Genomic DNA, 26,979 nt, shown 5'->3' with positions numbered 1-26,979 from the left:
AGGGCGCATGAAGAAGTTGAAGCTGGTGATGGTGGGCAACGGCATGGCCGGCGTGAAAACGCTGGAGGAGCTGCTGCGCACCGCGCCCGGCCTCTACGACATCACCGTGTTCGGCGCCGAGCTGCACCCCAACTACAACCGGGTGCTGCTGTCGCCGGTGCTGGCCGGCGAGCAAACCCCGGACGAGATCGTGCTGAACCCGCTGAGCTGGTATGCCGAGCACGGCATCACCCTGCACCTGGGCGACACCGTCACCGCCATCGACCGCGCCGCCCGCGTGGTGCACACGGCCAACGGCCGCAGCGCGCCGTACAACCGCCTGCTGCTGGCCACCGGCTCGCGCCCCTTCGTGCCGCCGGTGCCCGGCCACACCCTGACCGGCGTGATGGCCTACCGCGACCTGGCCGACACGCACGCCATGATCGACGCCGCCGCACGCCACCGGCATGCGGTGGTGATTGGCGGCGGCCTGCTGGGGCTGGAGGCGGCCAACGGCCTGCTGCAACGCGGCATGGCCGTGACCGTGGTGCACCTGGGCACCCACCTGCTGGACCGCCAGCTGGACGACACCGCCGCCACGCTGCTGCGCCAGACGCTGGAAGCCCGCGGCCTGCGCTTTGCGCTGGGCGCCCAAACCGAAGCCCTGCTGCCCGACGCCGCCGGCCGCGTGCGCGCCGTGCTGCTGCGCGACGGCACCGAGCTACCGGCCGAACTGGTGGTGATGGCTGCCGGCATTCGCCCCCGCACCGAACTGGCCGAGCAGGCCGGCCTGCACTGCGAGCGCGGCATTGTGGTGAACGACACCCTGCAAACCGTGACCGACCCGCGCGTGTACGCCGTGGGCGAATGCGCCGCCCACCGCGGCGTGGCCTACGGGTTGGTGGCACCGCTGTACGAACAGGCCCAGGTGTGCGCCACGCACCTGGCGCAGCACGGCGTGGGCCGCTACCAGGGCTCGTCGGTCAGCGCCAAGCTCAAGGTCACGGGCATCGACCTCTTCAGTGCGGGCGACTTCCGCGGCGAGGCGGGCACCGAATCCATCGTGCTGCACGACCCGCAGACCGGCGTCTACAAAAAGCTGGTGCTGCAAGGCGACCGGCTGGTGGGCGCCTGCCTGTATGGCGACACCGAAGACGGCAGCTGGTACTTCCGGCTGCTGCGCGAAGGGCACAGCGTGGGCGCCCTGCGCGACCAGCTCATGTTCGGCCCGCCGGCGACCTGGAACGAACCGTGCATGGCGAAGGAGGCCCCGGCCGCGTGAACCCCATGCGGCACGGTGCACCCGCAGTCCTCACGCCATACCCGGAGCGCCTGAATGCAGTCCTCGCGTCGCCATTTGTTCACCCTTCCCCTGGCCGCAACCGCGGCCGTGTCGCTGGCCACCCTGCCCGCTGCGGGGTGGTGCCAATCCCCTGCGGCGTGCACCACGCCCAGCCTCGGTGCACTGACCCAGCGCATGGGCAAGGCCTGGCTGTGCACCAACGAAGGGGCGCTGGCCCAGAGCGCCCGCCAGGTGCTGGACGCGAGCCAGACCGCCTTCACGCAACAACTGGTGCAGCTGCACCAACAAGCCACCAGCCCCGAACAAGCCGGCGGCCTGCGCGCCCTGGCGCGCCGCTACGAGGACTACCAAGCCCTGCTGGCCGGCACCCCCACGGCCGACGCCCACCGCCAGCTGCTGGGCACCGCCAATGAAATGCTGACCCTGGCGCAACTGGCCACCGGCTCGCGCGCCGGCCTGCCCTGGCAAGCGCGCCTGGCCGCCCGCCAGCGCCTGCTGTCGCAGCGCATCGCCCTGCTGGGCCTGGCCAACCCGGCGGCCGAGCCGATTCGCCGCGAGCGCCAGAGCGCCATCTATGAATTCGAAGCCGGCCAGCAAGCCCTGCACGGCGGCGCCGACACCGCGCTGCGCCAGCGCCTGCAAGCCGCCGACGCGGCCTGGACCCCGCTGCGCGCCGCCGCCGGCGCCGGGCTGGCCGCGCCCCTTTTCCTGTCCAGCGAACGCCTGCTGACCGCGATGGACACCGTCGCGGAGCACTGCGCCCGCATCACCTGAGACCCTGCCATGCCCCGCCCCTGCCCCCTTCCCTCGCATGAACTTGCATGGGCCGTGCACTGCACGGCGGGGGCGCGGTGATGGCCGAGACCCGCTCCACCTGCCCCTACTGCGGCGTGGGCTGCGGCGTGCTGATTGCGCACGAGGGCGGCCAGATCACCGGCGTGCGGGGCGACCCCGACCACCCCGCCAACCACGGCCGGCTGTGCACCAAGGGTAGCAACCTGCACCTCACCGCCACGCCGGTGGTGCTGCAGCACCAGCGCCTGCGCGACCCCCAGCGCCGCGCCACCCGCGGCGCCACGCCCGAGCCGCTGAGCTGGGACACCGCCCAGCGCGAGATTGCCGAGCGCCTGCTGGCCATTCGCGCCGCCCACGGGCCGCAGGCCATCGGCGTGTACGTGTCGGGCCAGCTGCTGACCGAGGACTACCAGGCCTTCAACCAGCTCGCCCGCGCCGTGATCGGCACGCCGCACATCGACTCCAACTCGCGGCTGTGCATGAGTTCGGCCGTGGTGGGCTACAAGCAGACGCTGGGTGTCGACGCCCCGCCCTGCAGCTACGAAGACATCGAGCTCGCCGACTGCGTGCTCATCAGCGGTGCCAACCCCGCCTGGGCCCACCCCATCCTGTTCCGCCGGCTGGAAGCCGCCCGCGCCGCGCGGCCCGGGCACCGGCTCATCGTCATCGACCCGCGCCGCACCGAAACCGCCGAGCTGGCCGACCTGCACCTGCAGCTGCGCCCGGGCACCGACGTGGCGCTGTGCCACGGCTTGCTGCACGCCATGCTGCAGCGCGGCTGGACGAATGCCAGCTTCATGGCCGAGCACACCGAAGGCTTCGAGGCCCTGCGCGCCGAAGTCATGGCCTGGCCGCCGGCCCGCGCCGCCGAGGTGTGCGGCGTGCCCGAGGCCGACCTGTGGCAGGCCGCCGAATGGTTCGCCACCGCGCCGGCCTCGCTCAGCCTGTACTGCCAGGGCCTGAACCAAAGCCGCAACGGCACGGCCAACAACGCCGCGCTCATTCACCTGCACCTGGCCACCGGGCAGATCGGCCGGCCCGGCGCCGGGCCCTTCTCGCTGACCGGCCAACCCAACGCCATGGGCGGCCGCGAAACCGGCACCATGGCCAGCCTGCTGCCCGGCCACCGCGACCCCGCCAACGCCGAGCACCGCGCCGAAATCGCCCAGCTGTGGGGCGTGCCTGAGCTGCCCACCGCGCGCGGCTACACGGCGGTGGAGATGTTCGACGCCGCCGCCCGCGGCGAGATCCGCGCGCTGTGGATCGTGTGCACCAACCCAGCCCAGTCGCTGCCCGACCAGGCCCGCGTGCGCGAGGCCCTGCAGCGCTGCGAGCTGGTCATCGTGCAAGAGGCCTTTGCCCACACCGCCACCGCCCGGTTTGCCGACTACTTGCTGCCCGCCGCCACCTGGGGCGAGAAGGAAGGCACCGTCACCAACAGCGAGCGGCGCATCAGCCGCGTGCGCGCCGCCGTGCCGCCCGCGGGTGAGGCCCGCCCCGACTGGCGCATTGCCTGCGACGTGGCCGCCCTCATCGACGCCGGCCTGGGCCGCGCGCCCCGGCTGGTGGCCGACGGCCCCGAGGCCCTGTGGCGCACCCACCGCGACGCCACCCGTGGCCGCGACCTGGACATCAGCGGCCTGAGCTGGGACGTGCTGGACCGCGACGGCCCGCAGCAATGGCCCTACGTGGAGGCCGCCACGCCGCGCCTGTACACCCAGCACCGCTTTGCCACGCCCAGCGGCCGCGCCCGCTTCCAGCCCGTGCCCGCGCTGCCGCCGGCCGACGCCCTGGGGCCGGACTACCCCGTGGCCCTGACCACCAGCCGCCTGCGCGACCAATGGCACGGCATGAGCCGCAGCGGCACCGTGCCCGGGCTGTTCGCGCACGAAGGCCAGCCCTGGCTGCGCCTGAACCCCGCCGACGCGCCCCGCTACGCGCTGGCTGATGGCGCGCTGGCTGGTGGCACGCTGGCTGGTGGCACGCTGACCGATGGCGCGCTGGTGCGCGTGCAATCGCGCCGCGGCGAGGCCGTGCTGCCCCTGCGGCTGGACGCGCAGGTGCTACCCGGCAGCGCCGACATCGCCATGCACTGGGGCGATGAATTCCTGGGCGCGCAACTGGGCGTGAACGGCCTGACCCAACCCGCCGCCTGCCCCGACTCCCGCCAGCCCGAACTGAAGTTCAGCGCCGTGCGCCTGAGCGCGGCCGACCTGCCCTGGCGGCTGACCGCCTGCGCCTGGCTGCCGCCCGCCGAAGCCGCCGCCCTGCGTGACGCCCTGCGCGCGCTGATGCCCGCCTTCGGCTACGCCCACTGCCTGCCCGCGCCCGCCCCGCACGGCAGCCCCGAGGTGGGCTGGGTGTTCGAGGCCGCCCACGCCACACCGCCCACCGAAGCGCAGCTGGACGCCCTCACCGCACTGCTGGGCCTGAACCACCCCAGCACCCTGCACTACGCCGACCCGCAACGCCACCGGGTGCGCCGCCTGCGCCGCGCCGACGCCGGTTCAGGCGCCAACGCCGACGCCCCGCTGCAAGCCGTGCTGCGCGTGGGCCGGCACGACGAAGGCGCCTGGCTGGCCGACCTGTGGCGTGCCCGCACGCCCACCGCCGCCGCCGGCCGCGCGCTGCTGGCTCCGCAAGCCCCAGCCGCGCAAGCGGCACCCGCCAGCCCGCAGGTGTGCAACTGCTTCGACGTGCGCGAAAACGTCATCCGCTTCACGCTCGCCCGCTGCAGCGGCAGCCCGGCCGAGCGCCTGGCCCAGCTGCAGGCCGAGAAGAAATGCGGCACCCAATGCGGCTCCTGCCTGCCCACGCTGCGGCGGCTGGTGGCCACCACGCCCGAGGAGGTTCCGGCATGAACACCCCATTCGTCTCCCTCGTTGGCGCCGGCCCTGGCGACCCGGACCTGCTGACCGTGCGCGCGCTCAAGCGCATCGAGGCTGCCGACGTCGTGCTGGCCGACGACCTGATCGACCCACGCGTGCTGGCCCTGGTGCGCGGCCGCCTGCTGCGCGTGGGCAAACGCGGCGGCTGCATCAGCACCGACCAGCACTTCATCCACGCGCTGATGATCAAAGAAGCCCGCGCCGGCCACCGCGTGGTGCGCCTCAAGGGCGGCGACCCCTTCGTCTTCGGCCGCGGGGGCGAGGAGGTGGATGCGCTGCGCGAGGCCGGCATCGAGGTCGAGGTGGTGAGCGGCCTGACCAGCGGCATCGCCGGCCCGGCGGCCGTGGGCATCCCGGTCACCGACCGCCGCGCCTCGCCCGGCGTCATCCTGGTCACCGGCCATCCCGGTGAAGGCCGCACCGAACCCGACTGGGCCGCGCTCGCCCGCACCGGGCTGACGCTCGTCATCTACATGGGCGTGGCCCGCGCAGCCCACATCACCGCCCAACTGCTCGCCGCCGGCCTGCGCGCCGACCTGCCCGCCGCCATCGTCAGCGCCGCCCACACGGCGCAGCAGCGCCACGCGGTGACCACGCTGGCCGACCTGCCGGCCTGCATCGCCCGCGAGGGCCTCAAGAGCCCGTCGTTGTTGGTGGTTGGGGAGGTGGCGGCGATGGCGGCGATCGAGGGACTGTCGGTGGGGGTGCAGCAGTCAGCGTAAGGTGCCGGCCCTCGAGCGCCAGGAATCCCCGGGCCTAGAGTAAGTCACTATCCGCGGCACCTACCGCGGCCAATCTCGTATGACCCGCATTGCGCCGGCAGCTAATGATTTACACGAGGCCGAATTGGCCGCACGATGCTGAACGTTCGCATCCGACAAATCGACACATGGAGTCCTACGCCGATCGACTGAATCAAGCGCTTGCAGCCTCGGGGTTGACAAAGTCACAGTTCACAACGGCTATGGGACTTTCCTACCAAGCCATTGCCAAGGCTCTAGAAGGGAAATCCAAGGCATTCAGTGCCAGCAATCACCTGAAGGCAGCGTCGCTACTGGGCGTGAGTGCAACCTGGCTAGCCAACGGTCTAGGAGAAAAGCATGACGCGATCGCCACGTTGGGACGGTTAAACCCAACAGAAGTTCGCCTGGTGGCTTTGCTACGAATGCTTCCGGAAGAAGTTCGCAACGAAGCTATCGCCGCCTTCCAGCGCGTTGCAAGCCTCCGTTTGGAAACTGCCCAAGCAGTTTTAAATGCGAGCAATTCAATCGACTGAACGGACGGCCTATTCCGGACGCCATAGGGGCCAAACAGGCGAACCTCGACTGACCTGAAGCAACGCCGACGTCGTTTGCAAGAGCACCACGGTTAGTGACACCAGCCTCACAGGCATTGCCGCAGACGTGCTTGCAGCGCCGCTCCTGCCTCAACTCAGCTTGAAGCTGCTCACCAACCCCGCCAGCCGCACGGCCTGCTCCTTGAGGGACTGAGCAGCCGCGGCAGACTCTTCCACCAGGGCGGCGTTTTGCTGGGTCATCTGGTCCAGCTCGGACACGGTGCCGTTGACCTGCGCGATGCCCTGGCTTTGCTCCATGGCGGCGGCGCTGATCTCGCCAATGATGTCGGTCACGCGCTGCACCGAGCCAACGATGTCGGTCATGGTGCTGCCGGCGTCGTTCACCAGCGTGGTGCCGGCTTCCACCCGCTCGACGCTGGCGCCGATCAGGGTCTTGATCTCGCGGGCGGCCTCGGCGCTGCGCTGGGCGAGCGAGCGCACCTCGCCAGCCACCACCGCAAAGCCGCGGCCTTGCTCGCCGGCGCGGGCGGCTTCCACCGCGGCGTTCAGCGCCAGGATGTTGGTTTGGAAGGCAATGCCGTCGATGGTGCCGATGATGTCGTTGATCTTGCGGCTGGCGGTGTTGATCTCGCCCATGGTGCTGACCACGCGCGACACCACATCGCCCCCGCGGGCGGCGGTTTCGGCGGCGGCGCCGGCCAGCTGCTTGGCCGTCATGGCGGAGTCGGCGCTCTGGCTCACGGTGCCGGTGAGTTCGGTCATGGAACTGGAGGCCTGTTGCAGGTTGGAGGCGGTTTGCTCGGTGCGCTGGCTCAGGTCCATGTTGCCGCTGGCCACTTCGGTGGACGCGACCTGGATGCTCTCGGCCGACTCGCGCACCTGCCCGACGATCTCGGACAGCGAGCGCTGCATGGCGGCCAGGGCCTGCATCATTTCGGCGGATTCGTCGGTGCCGGTGGCGTCAGGCGCGCGGGAGAGGTCGCCGTCGGCCATGCGTTCGGCAAAGCGCTTGGCGGCCACCAGCGGGCCGATGATGGAACGCGAGATGCCGATGGCCAGCAGCGCGCCCGCCACCATGCACACCGCAAACGCCACGATGAACGCCACGAACACGCCGCTGACGAGGCCGTCGACCTTGTTGAACACCTCATCGCCGCGCTTTTTCAGGTCGCCTTCGATGTTGATGAGCATGGCCAGCGCCGGGTCGTACGCAGCGTCGGCCGCCTTCATGTCTTCAAAGGCGGAGGGCGCGTCGGGGTAGCCGTCGCCGATCACTTTGTCGGCCACCGGCTTCACGGCTTTGCGGTAGTCGGCCATCAGGCCGCGGAACTTGGCCAGCGCCTCGCGGCTTTTGTCTTCGGTGGCAATGGCGGCGAAGTCTTCCATCGCCTTGTCCAGCCCGGCCTGGGCGGCGTCCCACTCCTTCTTGGCGCGGGCGGTGCCTTCCTTGTTAAACAGCGAGGCCACCAGCGTGGAGGTGGCCGTCTTGCTTTGCTGCAGGTGGCTGCGCGCCGCCACCGTGATGTTGGACGACGGGATGAGCTTTTGCGTAATGCCCTGGATGGCCTTCTGCGACACGTTGAGCCCGAAGCCGCCCAGCGCCACCAGCAGGGCCGTCATGCCCAGGATGAGACCGAAGGCCAACCAAAGGCGCGCTTGAATACGCAGGCGTCGCAGCATGGAGTTCTCCTTGCAGAGTCAGGCAGACAGGTTTCCGGCCGATTGAAGCAGAAAGCCACGCAATCGGGCCCCGTGGCGCTGGTAGGCTCGCGCCATCCTTCACGTCTTTGCCCCCGCCACGGCGCCCACCATGAGCTTTTTGGCCATCGACATCGGCAACACCCGCCTCAAGTGGGCCGTCTACGCCCAAGGCGCCGAGCCCGGCACGGCGCCGCTGCAGCACGGCGCGGTGTTCCTGGAGAACATCGACCGCCTGGCTGACGAAGACTGGCAACACCTGCCCCCACCGGCCCGCATCCTGGGCAGCAACGTGGCGGGTGACGCGGTGCGCCGGCGGGTGGAAGAGCAGATGGAGCAGTGGGACCTGACGCCCCGCTGGGTGGTGCCGGACCTGGAAGCGGCCGGCGTGCGCAACGGCTACGACCACCCCACCCGCCTGGGCGCCGACCGCTGGGTGGCCGTGATCGGCGCCCACGCCCACGCGCGGCGCCGCGGCTTCACTGGCCCGGTGCTGACCGTGATGGTGGGCACGGCCGTGACGGTGGATGCACTGTCCAGCGACGGGCAGTTCCTGGGCGGGCTCATCCTGCCCGGCCACGGCATCATGCTGCGCGCCCTGGAAGGCGGCACGGCCGGCCTGCGCGTGCCCACCGGCGAGGTGCGCGACTTCCCCACCAACACCAGCGACGCGCTCACCACCGGCGGCACCTTCGCCATCACCGGCGCCATCGAACGCATGCACCGACTGCTGACGCAGCGCGAAGGCCGCCCGCCCCTGCTGCTGATGACCGGCGGCGCCGGCTGGAAGGTGGCCCCGGCGCTGGACGCGCCGCACGAGCTGATCGAGGGCCTGATCTTTGACGGCCTGCTGGCGCTGAACGCCGCCCGCGGCTGACATCCGCATCCCCGGCCCCCCGCACCCCGGGGGCCCGTCGGCCAAATGGCCGATACCCCGCAGCGCAGGGCGTGGCCACACTGGCGGCCATCAGACGGTGCTCACACCGCACACGCTCAGGGGTCGTCTTTGCTGAACTTACTCACCACCGCCGCCACGGCAGCGCGCGATCACCGGCCGGGCAAGCCCTGCGAGGTGCTAGCCGACCTGCCGCAAGCCTTGCTGGTGCTGGACACGAACCGGCACCTGCTGTTTGCCAACACGGCCGCGCTGCCCGTGGTGCAAGCCAGCGCCCGCCTGCTGGAGGGCTGCCTGCACCGGCTGGGCCAGCTGGACGCCACGCAGCTGGACCGGCTGCTGGCCATGGCCGCGTCGGGCACGGCCAGCCGTTGCAGCCTGTGGTTCAGCCCCAGCCTGAACACCGGGTGGCTGCATGCGGCGCCCCTGTCGCCCGCCATTGCGCAGGCCGAAGGCTGGCCCGCCGGCTGCGTGCTGCTGGCCGTGCACGTGGACCAGCCCGAACTGACGCACGCCGCCCGCATCGAAGCCATGACGCTGCGCTTCGGCCTCAGCCCGGCCGAGCGCCACGTGCTGCTGCTGCTGGCCGATGGCGAGCCGGTGGACGCCGTGTCCCGCCTGCTGGGTTTGCGCGTGAGCACGGTGCGCAGCCATGTGCGGCAGCTGCTGACCAAGTGCCAGGCCCCGTCGCTGATGCAGCTGATGCGCTGGACGGGCAGCGCGCGGGCCCTGCCGCACTGACGAGGCCACACGGACGCAGCCGCCACGGCGGGCCCGCGGGCGGCCGGTTCAGCCGGCAGGCTTCTTGGCAGGCGGCGCAGGGTTCGGCGCGGTGGGCGGGGTGGCCAGGTTGGGCGGGGTGGGCCCATCGCCCTGCACCCGCAGCGCGGCCACCTCGGCCCGCAGGGCGCTCACCTCCAGGTGCAGCTCGCGCAGGATGTCGTGCTCGATGCGCCGCTCGGTGGTTTCCACCCACATGGCCGCAATCGCCGCCGTCACCAGTGACAGCACGGCATAGCCCAGCAGCACCACGAACACCGCAAAGATCTTGGCCGCCGGCGTGCTGGGCACGATGTCGCCATAGCCCACCGTGGCCGCCGTGGTGAAGGCCAGCCACAGGCCGTCGCCCAGCGTCTGCACGCGCGGCTCCAGCGCCCAGAAGCCCACGCCGCAAAAGCACAGCACTGCGCAGGCCAGCATCAAGAGGTAACCCAGCCCGCCGCGGGTGATCCACGGCCGCAGCGTCCACACCATGCGCACCAGGCTGAGCAAGGCCACCGCCAGCCGCACCGCCAGGCTGGCGGGCGACTCCACACTGGCCGGCAGCAGCGCCGCGAGCGCAAAGCCGCCGATGAGCGCCAGGTCCAGCACGTTGCGGCGCAGGTACTGGCGGGGGTGGTCCAGCCGCCGCGCCACGCGCCACAAGGCGCCGCCCAGCACGGCCGCCGCCATCAGGTACAGCGCGGTGGCCAGCGGCGTGGGCAGTTGCTCCAGCAGCTCGATGTAGAACGCCGGAATGGTGGCCAGCAGCGACACCAACACCGGCCAGCGCCACCGGCTGCGCTCGCGCGCCGCGCCGGGGCTGTTGGCCGGCGGTTGGGCCAGGCCCCAGGTTCTCGACGGCGCATGTTTGGACATGGGGCCAGCCTACCCAAAGCCGGCCCTGCACCGCTTGCTTCAGCGCAAGGAATGCGCCGAAGGCCCGCGCGACCAGCTGACCCGCCGTTCGTCTTAGAGGATGAACCGGCTCAGGTCGTCGTTGGCCGCCAGCGCGCCGAGCTTGGCGTCCACCGCGGCCGCATCCAGCGACACGGTCTGGCCGGCGTGGCGCGGGGCGTCGAAGCTGATTTCGTCCAGCAGCCGCTCCATCACCGTGGCAAGGCGGCGGGCGCCGATGTTCTCGGTGCGCTCGTTCACCTCGAACGCGATCTGCGCCAGGCGGCGGATGGCCTCAGGCTGCAGGTCGAGCGTGACGCCTTCGGTGGCCAGCAGCGCCTGGTACTGCTTGACGAGGCTGGCGTGCGTGCTGGTGAGGATGGCTTCAAAGTCCGCCACCGACAACGAGTCCAGCTCCACGCGGATGGGCAGGCGGCCCTGCAGCTCCGGGATCAGGTCGCTGGGCTTGCTGAGGTGAAACGCGCCGCTGGCGATGAAGAGGATGTGGTCGGTTTTGACGAGGCCGTACTTGGTGGATACGGTCGTGCCCTCCACCAGCGGCAGCAGGTCGCGCTGCACGCCCTGGCGCGACACCTCGGCCCCGCCGTGATCGCTGCGCGAGGCCACCTTGTCGATCTCGTCGATGAACACGATGCCCATCTCCTGCGCGTTGGCCAGGGCCGTGGCGCGGATCTCTTCTTCGTTGACGAGCTTGGCCGCTTCTTCGTCCACCAGCAGCTTCAGCGCCTCGGCGATCTTGAGCTTGCGGGTCTTCTTTTGCTGCGCGCCGAACTGGCTGAACATGCCCTTGAGCTGCTCGGCCATGTCTTCCATGCCCGGCTGGTTGCCGAAGGGCGTCAGCACCTCCACGCTGGGCTTGGGGGCAGCGAGGTCGAGCTCAATGTCCTTGTCGTTCAGCTGGCCCTCACGCAGCCGCTTGCGAAAGCCCTGGCGCGTGGCGTTGTCGGCATCGCTGCCGGGCAGCAGCACGTCGAGGATGCGGTCTTCGGCGGCGTCTTCAGCGCGGGCCTGGCAGCGGCGCATGGCGCCCTCGCGCTCCTGCTTCACGGCCACTTCGATCAGGTCGCGGATGATGGAATCCACGTCCTTGCCCACGTAGCCCACCTCGGTGAACTTGGTGGCCTCCACCTTGATGAAGGGTGCACCGGCCAGGCGCGCCAGGCGGCGGGCGATCTCGGTCTTGCCCACACCGGTGGGGCCGATCATCAAAATGTTCTTGGGCGTGATCTCGCCGCGCAGCTTCTCGTCCACCTGCTGGCGGCGCCAGCGGTTGCGCATGGCAATGGCCACCGCGCGCTTGGCGGCGTTTTGGCCGACGATGTGGCGGTCGAGTTCGGAGACGATCTCCGCCGGGGTCATCGAACTCATTCGAGCACCTCCAGCGTGTGGTTCTGGTTGGTGTAGATGCAGATCTCGCCGGCAATCTCCAGCGACTTCTTGACGATGTCGGCCGCGCTCAGCTCGGTGTTGGCCAGCAGCGCCTTGGCCGCGGCCTGCGCGTAGGCGCCGCCCGACCCGATGGCCACGATGCCCTGCTCGGGCTCCAGCACGTCGCCATTGCCGGTGATGATGAGCGAGGCCGATTTGTCGGCCACCGCCAGCATGGCTTCCAGGCGGCGCAGCACGCGGTCGGTGCGCCAGTCGCGCGTCAGCTCGACGGCCGCGCGCACGAGGTGGCCCTGGTGCTTTTCCAGCTTGGCCTCGAAGCGCTCGAACAAGGTGAAGGCATCGGCCGTGGCGCCGGCGAAGCCCGCCAGCACTTGATCCCGATACAGCTTGCGCACCTTGCGCGCACTGGCCTTGACGACGGTGTGGCCCAGCGTGACCTGGCCATCACCCCCGATGGCCACCTGCCAGCCGGTGGGCGTCTGGCGCCGCACCGAGACGATGGTGGTGCCGTGATACACGGCAGCAGAAGAATCAGAAGACATAGATCGCCCAGATGAGGTCGATCCACAGTTTCGCAAGATTCGGGCGCCCCACCCCGCGCCTGTACAGGACGGACCGATGCCAACACGTTGCCCCCCCCGACACGGAGCGGCCCCGCCGCGACCGATCCAGCAACTGCCACGGAACCGGCTCCGCCGGGCCGTCGGCAGTGCCCCCTTGAGGGGGCCGGCGAAGCCGGTAGGGGGTGGGCTAATTCACCCGGATCTTGACCTTCGCGTGCTCGTTGATGCCCATGGCACCAAAGAACAGCGCCACCAGACGGTGGGCATCCGAGAACACGACCGCGCGGTTTTCGCTGCGGCGCTGCAGCACCCAGTTCAGCAGGTCGCCCGCGGCCATGAAGTCCAGGCGGATCAGCTTGGTGCAGTTGATGTTCACCAAGGAGGCATCGGCCACCTCGGCCGACATGCTGCGCAGCTGGTCGGAGATGTCTCCGCTGAGCTGGCCCATCAACTCCACCTGCGCCACGCTCGCCTCGGCCACGCTGGTGTCCATGAAGGTGGACTGCGCCTCGGTCTGCATCGTGGTGGTGGGCATGCTGTGCGTGGACGCACCCTCACCGCCAATGCGCACGCGGCACTTGCAGCGCTCCCACGACGGGGGTGAGACCTCGTAGGTCACGCAGTAGTCGATGGCGGCTTCGTCGAACTGGTCCGGCCGGTTGGCCAGGCGCAGGGCTTCGAGCCGCAGCATCCAGAGCGCGGGGTCGGTGTCACGCTCCCCCACCGGCGCGAGTTCGCGCAGCTGGTTCAGGAAGTGGTCACCGCCCAGCCAGCGCTGGTCGATGGGTTGCTCGGCCCACTGGCGCAGCAACTCACGCAGCTGGATGGCCGCGTCGATCTCGATCTGGTCCAGCGAGCCCCAATCGAACACCCAGGGCATGGGCAGGGTCTCGCTGCGCTTGCGCAGCACGGCCACATCGTCGGCCGTCATGGCGGCGGGCGCCGTCCAGCTGACCGCCGCGCCCTTTCCCATGGGCGAGCGGCTGGCTTGCCGCGAGGTTTCGGCCACCAACTTGGGCATGGAGAACCACTGCGGCGCCGAGAGGCCGAACTGTTGCGCGTACTCAACCGCCAGCGCCTCGAACTTGCCCTGCGAGCCGGTGGCGCGATAGTGATCGAACAACACCAGCCAAGTTTCGCCGTGCAGGTTGCGACTGCCGCCCGGGTGCACCAAGTCGGTCAGCGCACGCTCGCTGGTCTCGTAGTCGGCATTCGCGAACGCGATGACGGCCTCGTCGAGTTCGGGGTCGTGCACGACCTCCTGCACTTCAACGTCGGGGGTGGATTCCGCCAACGTGAACGACAGCGGCATGTCCAGCGGCGGCAAATCCGGCAGCCGGCTGGGCGGCGACTCGGACAGCGGCGGAATGGCGGCCCCCATGGTGACGGAGGCCGGCGGCGTGGGCGCCTGCAGGCGCTCGACCTCACGCGGGGTCGAGAACTCGCTCACGCGCCCGCCCGCGGGCTCCGCCAGCGGCGTGGCCGGCATGGTGGGCGCGAAAGCGCCGGGGCGTGTGGGGGTTTCGAACAGCCCCGGCTGTGCCTTGGGCACGGCCTGCGTGGTGGCAAAGCTCTCGCCCACCATCTGCTGTTCGATCTCGTCGATCTTGGCTTTCACGCCCAGATCGATCTTGGAATTCGGCTCGCTCAGCCGCTCGTCGTCGCCCAAGCGGGACGGCGACGAGGCCAGTGCAGCGAGTTGCTCGGGCGTCAGGCCTTCGCGGCGGATGCGACGCAGCATGTCGAGCTCGCGCTTGCGCACGAAGTCGTTGCGTCGCTTGCGCTCCACCATGGCGCGCAATTCCGCTTTCGCCAGGTCGCCCTCGGGGTCGTCCTGACGGGAGTTGATCTCCGCCCAGTCCGTCGTGGGATTGGCCACGAAGCGCGCAACCTTGCGGAAGAAGCTGTCGCCTTCCTTGGGGTCTGCGGGCTTGGATTCGGACATGGTCAAAGCTTAATCACCAAACATTTTTTGCTTGAGCTCGCGGCGCTGCTGGGCTTCCAGCGACAGCGTCGCCGTCGGACGCGCGATCAAACGGCCCAAACCAATAGGTTCGCCGGTTTCGTCGCAGTAGCCGTAGTCGCCGCTGTCCAGACGTGCGATGGATTGCACGATCTTCTTGAGAAGCTTGCGTTCACGGTCGCGCGTACGCAACTCCAGGGCGTGTTCTTCTTCGATGGTGGCGCGGTCGGCCGGGTCCGGCACGATGGTGGTGTCTTCGCGCAGGTGCTCGGTGGTTTCACCCGCGTTGGACAGCACGCCCTCCTTGAGCTCGTTGAGCTTGGCGCGGAAGAACTCCACCTGCTTGGCGTTCATGTACTCCGAGTCGGGCATGGCCAGCACTTCGGCATCGGTCAGCTCGGCGCCGGACTTGGTCTTCCAGGCATTGGCCAGCTTGGGGTCGGCCTTGGCGGGTGTACGGGGCATATCAGCTTCGACGTGAGAGGCGCCGCGCGCGGGCGGCTTGGGAGGGGCAAATCGATCAGAGAAGCGGTTGGCAGGTGCCGGCGCCTCGAGGGTGGCGACGTCGGTGCCGGCGTCATGCTTGGCGCCTGCCTTGGCACCCTTGGCAGGTGCGGCGGCGGATTTGGGGGCCGGGGTCTTGCTCACAGTCTTCTCCTCACTCGGGGCTGCATGGACACGGCATCAGACCGTAAAGCCACGGCCTTTCAGCCGGCAGCCCGATTTTTGAGCGCGGCGGATTGTAGCCACGCCCAAACACCGGTCTCGCGCCCCTCGTCCCGCGGGTTTCCGAGGGGCGCTGAGCTCATGCGAGACAGCCTTCCAAACCTTGCATCAGCACGTCCTTGGGCAAGTCGATGCCGATGAACACCATCTTGCTCTGCTTTTTCTCGCCCGGCATCCATTTCGGGCCCAAATCGGACCCCATCATCTGGTGAACACCCTGGAAGATCACCTTCTTGTCGGTGCCTTTCATGAACAGCACGCCCTTGTAGCGCAGCATCTTGGGGCCGTAGACCTGCACGATGGCGCCCAGGAAGTCTTCGAGCTTGGCGGGGTTGAACGCTTTTTCAGACCGGAAGACGAAGCTCTTCACGTCGTCGTCGTGCGCATGGTGGTGGTGCGGGTGGTCGCAGTGCTCGCCGTGCGCGTGGTCGTGATCGTGGTGATGGTGGTGGTGATGTCCGTGCTCGTCCCCCTTCAGGAAGTCGGGGTCGATTTCCAGCTTGGCATTCAGGTTGAAGCCCCGCAGATCGAACACCTTGGCAAGCGCCACCTCGCCGAAATGCGCCGTCTGGATGGGGGCGCGCGGGTTCATGTGCTTGATGCGGTGGATCAAGGCCTCCACCGCCGCCGGCTCCACCAGGTCGCTCTTGCTGATGAAGATTTGGTCAGCAAAGCCGACCTGCATGCGCGCTTCCTGGCGGGTGTTGAGCTGCTCGTCGGCGTGCTTGGCGTCCACCAGCGTCAGCACCGAGTCCAGCAGGTAGGCCTCGGCGATTTCGTCATCCATGAAGAAGGTCTGCGCCACCGGGCCAGGGTCGGCGAGGCCGGTGGTTTCAATGACAACGCGCTCGAAATCCAGTTCGCCCTTGCGGCGCTTGGCCGCCAGATCGGCCAGCGTGGAGCGCAGGTCTTCACGGATGGTGCAGCAGACGCAGCCGTTGCTCATCTGGATGATCTGCTCGTTCGTGTCCGACACCAGGATGTCGTTGTCGATGTTCTCTTCGCCGAACTCGTTCTCGATGACGGCGATCTTCTGGCCGTGGGCCTCGGTCAGCACGCGCTTGAGCAGCGTGGTTTTGCCCGAGCCGAGGAAGCCGGTGAGGATGGTCGCGGGGATGAGGGACGGCGCGGAGGACATGGCAGGGCCTGCGAAATTTCTAAAAGCCGCTATTTTGGGTCCGCCGCCGCATTCACAAGCGCCAGCCCGCCGCAAAGCCGGCTGCCCCCAAGGCCATGGCCTGTCACGACCATCCGCTATCCTGTGCGTCCCTTGTTCTCTTCGGGGTTCTGAGCAACCCCGGACCCCATGTCCGACCCTGCGTCGAGTCGGCCCGCACGTGCGGGCGACCCCAAGGAGCCGCGCGGCCTGCTGGAGCGCGTGCTCGAGTTCCTGCACCCCGGCCCTGATTCCAAGACTGAGCTGATCGAAACGCTGGCCGATGCCGAGCAGCGGGAGCTGATCGAGCCGGAATCGCGCCAGATGCTCGAAGGCGTGCTGCGCATGGCGGAGCTGTCGGCCGGCGACGCGATGGTGGCCGCGCCCCGCATGGACCTGCTGGACATCGACGCGCCCTACGACGAATTGCTGGGGCTGGTCATCGACAGCGGCCACTCGCGCTTCCCGGTGTACGAGGGCTCGCGGGACAACATCATCGGCATCCTGCTGGCCAAAGACCTGCTCAAGATGCAGCGCGCACCCGAGTTGAACCTGCGCGCGCTGCTGCGCCCCACGGTGTTCGTGCCGGAAAGCAAAGGGCTCAACGAGTTGCTGCGCGACTTCCGCTCCAACCGCAGCCACCTGGCCATCGTCATCGACGAGTTCGGCAACACGGCCGGCTTGATCACCATTGAAGACGTGCTGGAAGAAATCGTCGGCGAGATCGAAGACGAGTTCGACGAGCAAAGCTCCGATACCGGCATCTACACGCTGGCCGACGGCACGCAGCGTGTGGCGGGCGACGCCACCATCGCGGCCGTGAACGGCAGCTTCGGCCTGAGCCTGCCGGACACGGATTTCGACACCATCGGCGGCCTGGTGGCCCATGAGCACGGGCGTGTGCCGCGCCGGGGCGAAGCGGTGCAGGTGGGCGGGCTGAACTTCGCCGTCATGCTGACGCGCGGCGGCGCGGTGCGCTGGTTCAAGGTGACCCGCGTGCCCGACGACGCGCTCGACGCGTGAGCGCCGAACGCCCGGTGACGGCCGCACGCGCGGTGGGCCTGGCGCTGGCGGCCGGCGTGCTGCACACCGCCGCTTTCGCCCCGACGGACGCCTGGTTCCTGCAACCGCTGGCGCTGGCGCTGCTGTTCGGCGCCGTGCAGCACGAAAAGCCGCGGCGCGCGGCGTTGCTGGGCGGCGCGTTCGGGTTCAGCTGGCTGGCGTCGGGCCTGTGGTGGCTGCACATCAGCATGCACCAGTTCGGTGGCATTCCCTGGCTGGCGGCGGCGGGCGCCGTGGCGCTGCTGGCGGCGTTCCTGAGCGGCTACTACGCCTTGGCCCTGGGGCTCACCGCCCGCGCCATCGCGCCCGGCCCGCACCGGCTGTGGGCGCTGGTGCCGGCCTGGCTGCTGGGGGAGTTGGCCCGGGCCTCGTGGTTCAGCGGCTTCCCGTGGCTGGCGTCCGGCTATGCGCACACCACCGGCCCGCTGGCCGGCTGGGCACCCTGGGTGGGCATTTACGGCATTGCCGCGTTGGGTGCACTGGCCGCGGCCGGCTTGGTGATGTTGCGCGCCCGGGCCTGGGTGGGCGCGGCCGTGGCGCTGGTGGTGCCGCTGGCGGGCGGGGTGCTGCCGCAGCAGTTCACGCGCAGCACGGGCACGATGGCGGTGTCGCTGGTGCAGCCCAGCATCCCGCAAGACCAGAAGTTCGACCCCGCGCGCTTCCAGGCCAACCTGGAAGGGCTGGCCGCGCAGATCGAGTCTGCGCGGGGGCAGGTGGTGATCACCCCGGAATCGGTGGTGCCATTGCCCATGAGCGAGCTGCCCCCCGAAACCCTGGCCCGCCTGGCTCGCCCGCAACAGCCCGCGCTGTTGGGCACCTTCCTGGGGAATGCGGAAGAAGGCTATGTGAACTCGGTGGTGGCGCTGGGCGCAAGCTACCACTACGGCAAGCGCCACCTGCTGCCGTTCGGCGAGTTCATTCCGCCGGGCTTCGGCTGGTTTGTGCGCGCGATGAACATCCCGCTGGACGACCAGGCCCGCGGCCAGCACCAAGACGCCTGGCCCGTGGCCGGACAGCGCCTGCGGCCGCTGATCTGCTACGAAGACTTGTTCGGCGAAGACGTGGTGCGCAGCGCCGTGGGGGCCGACGCGGCCACGGTGTTCGTCAACGTCAGCAACCTGGCCTGGTTCGGCACCGTGATGATCCAGGACCAGCACCTGCAGTTCTCGCGCATGCGGGCGCTCGAATTCCAGCGGCCGGTCGTGCGCTCCACCAACACCGGCGCCACCGCCGTGGTCAGCCACGAAGGCGCGGTGACCGCCCGGCTGCCCGCGCTGGCGCGCGGCGTGCTGGAGGCCACGGTGGAAGGCCGCACCGGCACCACGCCCTACGCCACCTGGCTGGCCGCCGCGGGCCTGGCGCCCCTGTGGCTGGCCGGCGCGCTGGTCTGGCTGGGCCTGCAACGCACAGCCCGCCGCCGGGCTGCGCCCTGACCCGCTCGGCGCGCCTGAAACGGCCCGGGAGCGCCCAATAGAATCGGCCATCCCCTCTCGATCGAGTCTCATGCTGACCTTCCAGCAAATCATCCTGACGCTTCAGGACTATTGGTCCAAACAGGGCTGCGCCCTGCTCCAGCCCTACGACATGGAAGTGGGCGCCGGCACCAGCCACACCGCCACCTTCTTGCGCGCGCTGGGCCCCGAGCCCTGGAAGGCCGCCTACGTGCAGCCCAGCCGCCGCCCCAAGGACGGCCGCTACGGCGACAACCCCAACCGCCTGCAGCACTACTACCAGTACCAGGTCGTGCTCAAGCCCGCACCGGCCAACATCCTGGAGCTGTACCTGGGCTCGCTGGAAGCGCTGGGCTTCGATCTGAAAAAGAACGACGTGCGCTTCGTCGAGGACGACTGGGAGAACCCCACGCTCGGCTGCTGGGGCCTGGGCTGGGAGGTCTGGCTCAACGGCATGGAAGTCACGCAGTTCACCTACTTCCAGCAGGTGGGTGGCATCGACTGCAAGCCCATCACCGGCGAAATCACCTACGGCCTGGAGCGCCTGGCCATGTACCTGCAGGGCAAGGAATCGGTGTACGACCTGGTCTACACCGACGGCCTGACCTACGGCGACGTGTTCCACCAGAACGAGGTGGAGCAGAGCACCTACAACTTCGAGCACAGCGATGTGGACTTCCTGCTGACGGCGTTCGCCGCGCACGAGAAGAAGAGCCAGGAGCTGATGGTCGAGAAGCTGGCTCTGCCCGCGTACGAGCAGCTGCTCAAGGCCGGCCACACCTTCAACCTGCTGGACGCCCGCGGCGCCATCTCGGTGACCGAGCGCGCCGCCTACATCGGCCGCATCCGCAACCTGGCCCGCGCCGTGGCGCAAAGCTACGTGGACAGCCGTGCGCGCCTGGGCTTCCCGATGGCCCCCAAGGCCTGGGCGGATGAAGTGATCGCGCAGATCGAACTGAAGAACAAGAAGGCGGCCGCGTGATGACGAAGAACCTGCTCGTTGAACTGTTTGTTGAAGAGCTGCCCCCGAAGGCGCTGAAGAAGCTGGGCGAGTCGTTCGCCAGCGTGCTGGCGGACAGCCTCAAGGCCCAGGGCCTGGCGGGCGCGGACGCCGCGGCCACCTCCTTCGCGTCGCCGCGCCGCCTGGGTCTGCACCTCACCGGCGTGGCCGACAAGGCCGCCGACAAAGCCGTGCAGCAAAAGCTCATGCCCGTGGCCGTGGCGCTGACCGCCGACGGCCAGGCCACGCCCGCGCTGCTGAAGAAGCTGGCCGCCGTGGGCGCCGGCCCCGAGGTGGTGCCGCAGCTCAAGCGCGCCCCCGACGGCAAGGCCGAGGCCCTGTTCTGGGACAGCATCCAGCCCGGCGCCACGCTGGCGCAAGGTCTTCAAAAGGCGCTGGACGAGGCGCTGGCCAAGCTGCCAATCCCGAAGGTGATGACCTACCAGCTGGCTGACGGCTGGAGCGACGTGAAGTTCGTGCGCCCGGCGCATGGCCTGGTGGCCCTGCACGGCGCCGACGTCGTGCCCGTCCAGGCCCTGGGTCTGACCTCGGGCCGCACCACCCAAGGCCACCGCTTCGAGGCGGCGCAGGCGACCGTGAGTGTGGAGTCGGCCGACAGCTACGCCACCCAGCTGCGTGAGCAAGGCGCCGTCATCGCCGGTTTCGCCGAGCGCCGGGCGGAAATCGCCCGCCAACTGCAGGCCGCCGCCGACGCGCTGAGCCTCAAGCCCATCGACGACGACGCCCTGCTGGACGAAGTGACGGCGCTGGTCGAACGCCCGAACGTGCTGACCTGCGCCTTCGAGCCGGAGTTCCTGACCGTGCCGCAGGAATGCCTCATCCTCACGATGAAGGCCAACCAGAAGTACTTTCCGCTGCTGGACGCTGCGGGCAAGCTGACCCGCCACTTCCTGGTCGTCAGCAACATCGCACCGGCCGACGCCTCGGCCGTGACCGGCGGCAACGAGCGCGTGGTGCGCCCGCGCCTGGCCGACGCGAAGTTCTTCTTCGACCAGGACCGCAAGAAGACGCTGGAATCGCGCCTGCCCGGCCTGGCCAAGGTGGTGTACCACGGCAAGCTGGGCAGCCAGGGCGAACGCACCGAGCGCGTGCGCGCCATCGGCCACGCCATCGTGCAGCAGCTCAGCATGGCCACGCTGCCCTACACGGTGGAGGCTGACGACGAGTTCAAGGTGCTGGACAGCAAGGTCAAGCAAGCGGCCTTGCTGGCCAAGTGCGACCTGCTGACCGACATGGTGGGCGAGTTCCCCGAGCTGCAGGGCATCATGGGCGGCTACTACGCCCGCCACGAGGGCCTGCGCGACGGCGTCGCCATCGCCATCGAAGACCACTACAAGCCCCGCTTCGCCGGCGACGCGCTGCCGCGCAACCACACCGGCACCGTGGTGGCCCTGGCCGACAAGCTCGAAACCCTGGTGGGCCTGTTCGGCATCGGCCAGTTGCCCACCGGCGACAAGGACCCGTTTGCGCTGCGCCGACACGCGCTGGGCATCGTGCGCATCCTGGTCGAGAAGAACCTGCCGCTGGAGTTGCCCGCGCTGATCGACGCCGCCGTGCCGGCCTTCGGCGAGCTCATCACCAACCCGCGCGACGCGCTGCTGTCGTTCTTCGCTGACCGCCTGGCCGTTTCCCTGCGGGACCAAGGCTACAGCGCCCAGGAAGTGGACGCCGTGCTGGCCCTGAACCCCACCCGCCTAGGCGACATCCCCAAGCGCCTGCTGGCCGTACGCGCCTTTGCCGCCCTGCCGGAAGCGGCCTCGCTGGCCGCTGCCAACAAGCGCGTGGGCAACATCCTGAAGAAGGTCGAGGGCGAACTGCCCACGGCCGTCAACGCCGAGCTGCTGAAGGAAGCCGCCGAGCAGGCCCTGGCGACGGCGATTGCCGACGTGCAGCCGCAGGCCGACACCCTCTTCGAGCAGCACGACTACACCGGCTCGCTGCAGCGCCTGGCAGCGCTCAAGGCCCCGGTGGATGCCTTCTTCGACGACGTGATGGTGAATGCCGAAGACCCGGCGCTGCGGGCCAACCGCCTGGCGCTGCTGGGGCGCCTGCACGCGGCGATGAACCGCGTGGCCGACCTTTCACGCCTGGCCTGAGCCCCCGATGCGCGCCGACCACGCCCATGGCATGAAGCTCGTCATCCTCGGGCGTGACGGCACGCTCAACCGCTACCGCGACGACCACGTCAAGGCGCCGGAAGAGCTGGACCCACTGCCCGGCGCCATGGAGGCCGTGGCCCGCCTGAACCACGCGGGCTGGCACACCGTGCTGGCCACCAACCAGGCCGGCATCGGCCGCGGGCTGCTGGACATGGCTTCGCTCAACGGCGTACACCTGCGGCTGAACCAGTTGCTCGCTGAAAAGGGCGGGCGGCTGGACGCAGCCTTCTTCTGCCCGCACACGCCTGAGGAAGGCTGCGACTGCCGCAAGCCGCTGCCCGGCCTGGTGCGCCAGATCGGCGAGCGCTTCGACGTGGAACTCGGCGCGGTGCACATGGTGGGCGCCTCGCTGACCGACCTGCTCACGGCGCAAAACGCCGGCTGCGTGCCGCACCTCGTGCTCACCGGGCCGCTGGGCGCGCTGGGCAGCGAGGCCGTGGCCCACCTGCTGGTGCAGGTGCCCACTGCACGGGTGCACGACGACCTGGCGAGCTTCGCCGAAACCCTCATCCAGGAGGAGCGACGCCGGCTGGCCGAACAGCGCGGCCAGGCCCTCCCCCCTGTCACCCAGGCCGGAGGCCTTGCCTGATGTCCAGTTTGCTGAGCGCCGTGCGCTCGCTGATCTTCGTTCTCGTCCTCATCGTCACCGTGATCCCCTGGGCGCTGGGGGTGCTGCTCCTGTCGGTGTTCCGCCGGGGTGACCCGGTCTACTGGGCCTGCGCCGGCTGGCTGAAGGTGGCCATCTGGAGCGCGCGCTTCATCTGCGGCGTGCGCTGGCGCATCCAGGGCATGGACAACCTGCCCCCCGCGTCCGACCGCAAGGCCGGTGTGGTGCTGCTGTCCAAGCACCAAAGCACCTGGGAAACCTTTGCCTACCCCGCGCTGCTGAGCCACCCGCTGGCCTACGTGTTCAAGCGCGAACTGCTGTACGTGCCGTTCTTCGGCTGGGCCATGGCGCGCATGGACATGATCCACATCGATCGCGGCCGCCGCACCGAAGCCTGGAACAAGGTGCTGAACCAGGGCAAGCGCCTGGGCGCCATGGGCAACTGGGTCATCATGTTCCCCGAGGGCACGCGCATCGCCCGCGGCGAGGTGGGCGAGTACAAGACAGGCGGCACCCGCCTGGCCATCGAAGCCGGCCTGCCGGTGGTGCCCATCGCGGCCACCGCAGCGCGCTGCTGGCCGCGCAAGAGCTTCTTGCTGCGCCCGGGCGTGGTGGACATCTCCATCGGCCGCCCTATCCGCCCGGAAGGCCGGGACCCCGCCGAGATGATGCGCGAGGTGAAAGACTGGATCGAAGGCGAGATGCGCCGGCTGGACCCGGACGCCTACGCCCCCCCTCCCGCGGCCGGCGTCGCCGGCCAGCCCGCTCCGACGCAACGCTAAACCCCATGCCCGGCAAGCGCCCCGCCCCGCTGCTGCAGGACAACCAGTTGTCACTGTTCGACGTGGCGGCGGAGATTGCGCCGGCCGAGCCCGGCGCGCCCCGCACCGTGCGGGAAATGATGCTGGGCCAGCACCGCATTGGCTACGAACTCAAGCGCGCCCGTCGGCGCAGCATCGGCTTCGTCGTGGGCCCGCAAGGCCTGCGGGTCAGCGCGCCGCGCTGGGTGCCGGTGCAGGAAATTGAACGCGCCCTGCACCACAAGGGCGAGTGGATCCTGCGCAAGCTCGTCGAGCAGCGCGAGCGCCAGCAACGCATCCAGGCCGCCCGCATCGACTGGGTGGACGGCGGCACCCTGCCCTACCTGGGCGCACCGCTGACCCTGGTGATCGCACCGCAGGTGCGCGAGGTGCTGTGGGACGACGCGCGCCGGCAACTGCACCTGCCGCTGCCCCACGGCGCCAGCGCCGAGCAGATCCGCGACCTCACGCAGGCCTGGCTGCAAGCCCGCGCGCGGGAAGACTTCCTGCCCCGCTGCCGCCACTTTGCCGACCGACTGGGCGTGACCATGACGTCGCTGCGGCTGTCGTCCGCCCAGACCCGCTGGGGCAGCGCCAGCGCCAACGGCAGCATCCGGCTGAACTGGCGGCTCATCCACTTCGCGCCGGCCATCATCGATTACGTGGTGGCCCACGAACTGGCCCACCTGCGGGAGATGAACCACAGCCCGGCGTTCTGGGACACGGTGCGCTCGGTGCTGCCCGACTTTGAACGCTCGCGCGACGCGCTGCGCGAAGAATCCATCGTCCTGCAGTGAGCCTGGGGCGCCTCAGCCGGGGGCTGACGCGCCTTGAAATGGATTGTTTGTGAATATTCCCGACTCGGGTTCACCTTCCTGCCTTGACGTTCAGGAACACTCCGCCCCGATGCTGTCATCACAGGCGCCCAGAGGAACCGGTTCCATCCGGTCAGAGTGAAGGTGCCGGGCCCCAGGCCGCCGCCGCACGATCTCCGATCGGCGGCGGCGTTTCTTTTTCTGGCGAGGCGCCATCGGCGCCCGGTCGCTGGGCTCGCCCGGGCAACCCCGAGCGCCCAGGCCACCCCGCTCGCTCAGGCGGGCCGGAAGCGGTAAACGCCGTCGTCGCCCTGCTCTCGCACCAAATCGCCCTCCAGCCACAGCGCATTCAGGTGGGCAATGGCCTCGCCCATGGCGAAGGTGGTTTGGTGCAGGTCCAGCTTGCGCTTGAACAGCACGCCCAGCAGGCCGGCGGCGTGCGTGGGCTCGGCGGTGCAGGCCGCCATCACCTCGGACAGGCGCTCGTCGTGGTGTTCGCGCAGTTGGTCGATGCGCTCATGCAGGCCGGTGAACGGCTTGCCGTGCGAGGGCAGCACCAGCGTGTCGCTCGGCAACGCCAGGTAGCGGGCCAGCGAGTTCAGGTACAGCGTCAGCGGGTCGGCCTCGGGCTCCACGTCCACCACCGAGACGTTGGTGGAAATGCGCGGCAGCACCATGTCACCCGAGATCAGCAGCGGCCCGCCCTCGGCATCGGGGCAGCACAGGCTGATGTGCTCCGGCGCGTGCCCGTAGCCGGCGATGCACAGCCAGGTGCGCCCCCCGATCTCGACTTCCATGCCGTCCATCAGGCGGCGGTAGCTGTTCGGCACCACCGGCACCATCTTGGGGTAGTAGTCCGCCCGGGCGCGGATCTTCTCCAGCGAGTCGGGGTCGGTCAGCCCATGGCTGCCGAAGAACGCCGCAGCGGTGGCGCCGCCCATGCCCACCGTGGAACTGCTGGCCAGGCGGGCGAGGTTGAAGTCGGTGGCGCTCATCCACAGCCGGCAGTCCCACTTTTCGGTCAGCCAGTGGGCCAGGCCGAGGTGGTCCGGGTGGAAGTGCGTGGCCATGACGCGCAGCACGGGCAGGCCGTCCAGGCGTTCGGCAAACACGCGTTCCCAGTTGGCGCGGGTGTCGTCGCTGGCAATGCCGCAGTCGACGATGGTCCAGCCTTCGCAGCCATCGATGCGGTCACGCAGCAGCCACAGGTTGATGTGGTCCAGCGCGAAGGGCAGGCCCATGCGCACCCAGCGCACGCCCGGGGCCAGGTCCAGCGCCTCGCCGGGCTGGGGGAGGGTTTCGCCGAGGGGGTAGTGAAGTTCCGATTCGCGTGCGTTGGCCATGACGGACTTAGACTGACGTTTACGTCAATTGAGTGTAGCCATGCCCCCTCGCAAGTCTGTCCCGCCCGCGACCGAAGCCCCGCAACAGACCTTCACCATCACCGAACTGGCTGCCGAGTTCGACATCACGCCACGCGCCATCCGGTTCTACGAGGACATGGGCCTGCTGGAGCCCGGCCGCAAGGGCCGCAACCGCGTCTACACCCCGCGTGACCGCACACGCCTGAAGCTCACCCTGCGCGGCAAGCGCCTGGGTCTGGCGTTGCAGGACATCAAGCAACTCGTGGACATGTACGACAGCCAGGCCAGCGCGGCGCCCCAATTGCGGGCGTTCCTGGCGCTGCTGGCGCAGCACCGGCAGCAGCTGGAGCAGCAGCGTCACGACATCGAAGTGACGCTTGCGGAAATCCAGCAGCACGAGAAGCGCTGCCGGGCCCTGCTGGCGGGCTGAATCACCCGCCCCGGCGGACCGTGACGCTTTTTGCGGGCGTGTCCCCTAATTTGTCGGTCAGGCGGGGCAAACCCCGCTGACGCCATCCTCAACTCTGACTAGAGTCTGACGCTCGACCGGCGCCTGTGCGCGCCCTGGATCGGACCGTTCACGTGGAGTTGTCATGACCGTTGGACCGCGCCCCGCTCTGGCGCTCGCCCTGCCCGCGATTGCGGGCGCCTTGCTCGCGCTGACCCAAGCCGCCAGCGCCCAGGAAGCGCCGCCGGCGCAGAACCTGGAGCGCGCACAGAAAGCCGCCGACGCGGTGTTCCATTGGATCAAGCTGAACGCTGACAAGGGCGCCAACCGACAGCAGCCGGCGCCCGCTCCCGCGCCGGCGCCCGCCCAGGCGGCCAAGAAGCCCGCCGCCGCACCTGTGGCTGCTGCACCCAAGCCCGCAGCACCGGTGACCAACACGGCGGCCAACTCTGCCGCCAACCCGGCTGCAGGCACGGCCAGCCCCACGCCAGCACCCGCGCCCGTGACCACCGCGGCCGCGCCGGCCCCAGAACCCGACCGCGCCCCGGTGGTGGTGGCCGTGGCCGAACCCAGCCCGCCGCCAGCCGCCCCGCTGGCCGTGGCCGCCAAGGCCGCCGAGCCGCCGGCGCCAGCCCAGGAAGAAGCCGAAGAACCCCTGCGCCTGATGGCCAAGGTGGAGCCCGTCATTCCGCGTCAACTGGCGCAAACCGCGTTCCGCAACGGCTTTGCGCAGGTGCAGTTCGTGGTGGCGCCGGATGGCAGCGTGCAGCAGGCCAGCGTCATCAAGGCCAGCCACAACCGCCTGGGCGCCGCCGCCGTCGAGGCGGTCAAGCAATGGAAGTTCGCCCCCATCCGCAAGGCCCGTGAGGCGGCGGTGGAAGTGGCGTTCAACAACGAAGCCGAGTGAGCGCCTGACGGGCTGG

Annotated in this window: 24 protein-coding genes; 16 read left to right on the top strand and 8 right to left on the bottom strand. The window is 69.5% G+C overall.

The window, feature by feature from the left end; translation table 11 throughout:
• The first annotated feature begins 7 nt into the window (after positions 1 to 7).
• From ACG01O_RS00640 to ACG01O_RS00620, 5 genes are all read left to right on the top strand, one after another.
• On the top strand, positions 8 to 1,261 hold the full coding sequence (locus tag ACG01O_RS00640; protein ID WP_394380040.1) for an NAD(P)/FAD-dependent oxidoreductase: 1,254 nt from the start codon (positions 8 to 10) through the stop codon (positions 1,259 to 1,261).
• 75 nt (positions 1,262 to 1,336) lie between these two features.
• Entirely contained in the window at positions 1,337 to 2,056 is a 720-nt protein-coding gene (locus ACG01O_RS00635; protein ID WP_394380038.1) for a hypothetical protein, read from the top strand.
• 47 nt (positions 2,057 to 2,103) lie between these two features.
• The gene (locus ACG01O_RS00630; RefSeq protein WP_394380036.1) at positions 2,104 to 4,938 is read left to right on the top strand and encodes a nitrate reductase; all 2,835 of its coding nucleotides are present in this window, start codon (positions 2,104 to 2,106) and stop codon (positions 4,936 to 4,938) included.
• Positions 4,935 to 5,687 carry a uroporphyrinogen-III C-methyltransferase gene (gene cobA / locus ACG01O_RS00625; protein WP_394380033.1) on the top strand — a complete coding sequence of 251 codons (753 nt, stop codon included), beginning with the start codon at positions 4,935 to 4,937 and terminating at the stop codon, positions 5,685 to 5,687. The genes ACG01O_RS00630 and cobA overlap by 4 nt, the downstream gene beginning before the upstream one ends.
• Positions 5,688 to 5,854: 167 nt before the next feature.
• Complete coding sequence (locus ACG01O_RS00620) at positions 5,855 to 6,241, top strand: hypothetical protein (protein WP_394380030.1); 387 nt, start codon at positions 5,855 to 5,857, stop codon at positions 6,239 to 6,241.
• A 150-nt stretch (positions 6,242 to 6,391) separates the two neighbouring features.
• Here the strand turns inward: ACG01O_RS00620 and ACG01O_RS00615 are convergent, their stop codons facing one another.
• A complete protein-coding gene (locus ACG01O_RS00615; protein WP_394380028.1) occupies positions 6,392 to 7,942 on the bottom strand; it encodes a methyl-accepting chemotaxis protein in 1,551 nt (516 codons plus the stop codon).
• 130 nt (positions 7,943 to 8,072) lie between these two features.
• Here ACG01O_RS00615 and ACG01O_RS00610 point away from each other — a divergent pair, with 130 nt between their 5' ends.
• Both ACG01O_RS00610 and ACG01O_RS00605 read left to right on the top strand, forming a co-directional pair.
• Positions 8,073 to 8,837, top strand: a complete 765-nt coding sequence (locus tag ACG01O_RS00610) for a type III pantothenate kinase (protein WP_394380026.1) — start codon at positions 8,073 to 8,075, stop codon at positions 8,835 to 8,837.
• 129 nt (positions 8,838 to 8,966) lie between these two features.
• Positions 8,967 to 9,596 carry a helix-turn-helix transcriptional regulator gene (locus tag ACG01O_RS00605; protein ID WP_394380024.1) on the top strand — a complete coding sequence of 210 codons (630 nt, stop codon included), beginning with the start codon at positions 8,967 to 8,969 and terminating at the stop codon, positions 9,594 to 9,596.
• A gap of 48 nt (positions 9,597 to 9,644) precedes the next feature.
• Here the strand turns inward: ACG01O_RS00605 and ACG01O_RS00600 are convergent, their stop codons facing one another.
• From ACG01O_RS00600 to ACG01O_RS00575, 6 genes are all read right to left on the bottom strand, one after another.
• On the bottom strand, positions 9,645 to 10,493 hold the full coding sequence (locus tag ACG01O_RS00600) for a potassium channel family protein (protein ID WP_394380021.1): 849 nt from the start codon (positions 10,491 to 10,493) through the stop codon (positions 9,645 to 9,647).
• 93 nt (positions 10,494 to 10,586) lie between these two features.
• Positions 10,587 to 11,900 carry an ATP-dependent protease ATPase subunit HslU gene (gene hslU, locus ACG01O_RS00595; protein WP_394380019.1) on the bottom strand — a complete coding sequence of 438 codons (1,314 nt, stop codon included), beginning with the start codon at positions 11,898 to 11,900 and terminating at the stop codon, positions 10,587 to 10,589.
• Complete coding sequence (gene hslV / locus ACG01O_RS00590) at positions 11,897 to 12,463, bottom strand: ATP-dependent protease subunit HslV (RefSeq protein WP_394380016.1); 567 nt, start codon at positions 12,461 to 12,463, stop codon at positions 11,897 to 11,899. The genes hslU and hslV overlap by 4 nt, the downstream gene beginning before the upstream one ends.
• Positions 12,464 to 12,671: 208 nt before the next feature.
• Positions 12,672 to 14,429 (bottom strand): hypothetical protein, encoded by a 1,758-nt coding sequence (locus ACG01O_RS00585; protein WP_394380013.1) that lies wholly within the window; start codon positions 14,427 to 14,429, stop codon positions 12,672 to 12,674.
• Positions 14,430 to 14,438: 9 nt separating this feature from the next.
• Positions 14,439 to 15,095, bottom strand: a complete 657-nt coding sequence (dksA, locus tag ACG01O_RS00580) for an RNA polymerase-binding protein DksA (RefSeq protein ID WP_394380010.1) — start codon at positions 15,093 to 15,095, stop codon at positions 14,439 to 14,441.
• A gap of 157 nt (positions 15,096 to 15,252) precedes the next feature.
• The gene (locus tag ACG01O_RS00575; protein WP_394380007.1) at positions 15,253 to 16,311 is read right to left on the bottom strand and encodes a CobW family GTP-binding protein; all 1,059 of its coding nucleotides are present in this window, start codon (positions 16,309 to 16,311) and stop codon (positions 15,253 to 15,255) included.
• Between the two features lie 168 nt (positions 16,312 to 16,479).
• Here ACG01O_RS00575 and ACG01O_RS00570 point away from each other — a divergent pair, with 168 nt between their 5' ends.
• The 7 genes from ACG01O_RS00570 to ACG01O_RS00540 all read left to right on the top strand — a co-directional run bounded on the left by ACG01O_RS00570 (position 16,480) and on the right by ACG01O_RS00540 (position 24,226).
• Complete coding sequence (locus ACG01O_RS00570) at positions 16,480 to 17,352, top strand: HlyC/CorC family transporter (protein WP_394380005.1); 873 nt, start codon at positions 16,480 to 16,482, stop codon at positions 17,350 to 17,352.
• Positions 17,349 to 18,824, top strand: a complete 1,476-nt coding sequence (gene lnt, locus ACG01O_RS00565; protein WP_394380002.1) for an apolipoprotein N-acyltransferase — start codon at positions 17,349 to 17,351, stop codon at positions 18,822 to 18,824. The genes ACG01O_RS00570 and lnt overlap by 4 nt, the downstream gene beginning before the upstream one ends.
• A 70-nt stretch (positions 18,825 to 18,894) precedes the next feature.
• Positions 18,895 to 19,824 carry a glycine--tRNA ligase subunit alpha gene (glyQ, locus tag ACG01O_RS00560; RefSeq protein WP_394379999.1) on the top strand — a complete coding sequence of 310 codons (930 nt, stop codon included), beginning with the start codon at positions 18,895 to 18,897 and terminating at the stop codon, positions 19,822 to 19,824.
• Positions 19,824 to 21,959, top strand: coding sequence for a glycine--tRNA ligase subunit beta (glyS, locus tag ACG01O_RS00555; protein ID WP_394379997.1), 2,136 nt, complete (start codon positions 19,824 to 19,826; stop codon positions 21,957 to 21,959). Before glyQ ends, glyS begins: the two co-directional genes overlap by 1 nt.
• Before the next feature lie 7 nt (positions 21,960 to 21,966).
• Entirely contained in the window at positions 21,967 to 22,611 is a 645-nt protein-coding gene (gene gmhB / locus ACG01O_RS00550; RefSeq protein WP_394379994.1) for a D-glycero-beta-D-manno-heptose 1,7-bisphosphate 7-phosphatase, read from the top strand.
• Positions 22,611 to 23,411, top strand: a complete 801-nt coding sequence (locus ACG01O_RS00545; protein ID WP_394379992.1) for a lysophospholipid acyltransferase family protein — start codon at positions 22,611 to 22,613, stop codon at positions 23,409 to 23,411. The genes gmhB and ACG01O_RS00545 overlap by 1 nt, the downstream gene beginning before the upstream one ends.
• Before the next feature lie 5 nt (positions 23,412 to 23,416).
• Positions 23,417 to 24,226 (top strand): M48 family metallopeptidase, encoded by an 810-nt coding sequence (locus ACG01O_RS00540; RefSeq protein WP_394379989.1) that lies wholly within the window; start codon positions 23,417 to 23,419, stop codon positions 24,224 to 24,226.
• Between the two features lie 293 nt (positions 24,227 to 24,519).
• On the opposite strand, the gene ACG01O_RS00535 is transcribed toward ACG01O_RS00540, so the two are convergent.
• The gene (locus ACG01O_RS00535; RefSeq protein ID WP_394379986.1) at positions 24,520 to 25,587 is read right to left on the bottom strand and encodes an MBL fold metallo-hydrolase; all 1,068 of its coding nucleotides are present in this window, start codon (positions 25,585 to 25,587) and stop codon (positions 24,520 to 24,522) included.
• 40 nt (positions 25,588 to 25,627) lie between these two features.
• On the opposite strand from ACG01O_RS00535, the gene ACG01O_RS00530 reads away from it, so the two are divergent.
• Both ACG01O_RS00530 and ACG01O_RS00525 read left to right on the top strand, forming a co-directional pair.
• Positions 25,628 to 26,038, top strand: a complete 411-nt coding sequence (locus ACG01O_RS00530; protein WP_394379983.1) for a MerR family transcriptional regulator — start codon at positions 25,628 to 25,630, stop codon at positions 26,036 to 26,038.
• A gap of 163 nt (positions 26,039 to 26,201) precedes the next feature.
• Positions 26,202 to 26,963, top strand: a complete 762-nt coding sequence (locus ACG01O_RS00525) for a TonB family protein (protein WP_394379980.1) — start codon at positions 26,202 to 26,204, stop codon at positions 26,961 to 26,963.
• The last annotated feature ends 16 nt before the right edge of the window (positions 26,964 to 26,979 follow it).

This window comes from Pelomonas baiyunensis, from assembly GCF_043555935.1.
GTDB lineage: Bacteria > Pseudomonadota > Gammaproteobacteria > Burkholderiales > Burkholderiaceae_C > Pelomonas > Pelomonas baiyunensis.
The sequence above is the reverse complement of the archived record's forward strand: the minus strand, read 5'-3'. Positions and strand labels throughout refer to the sequence as shown.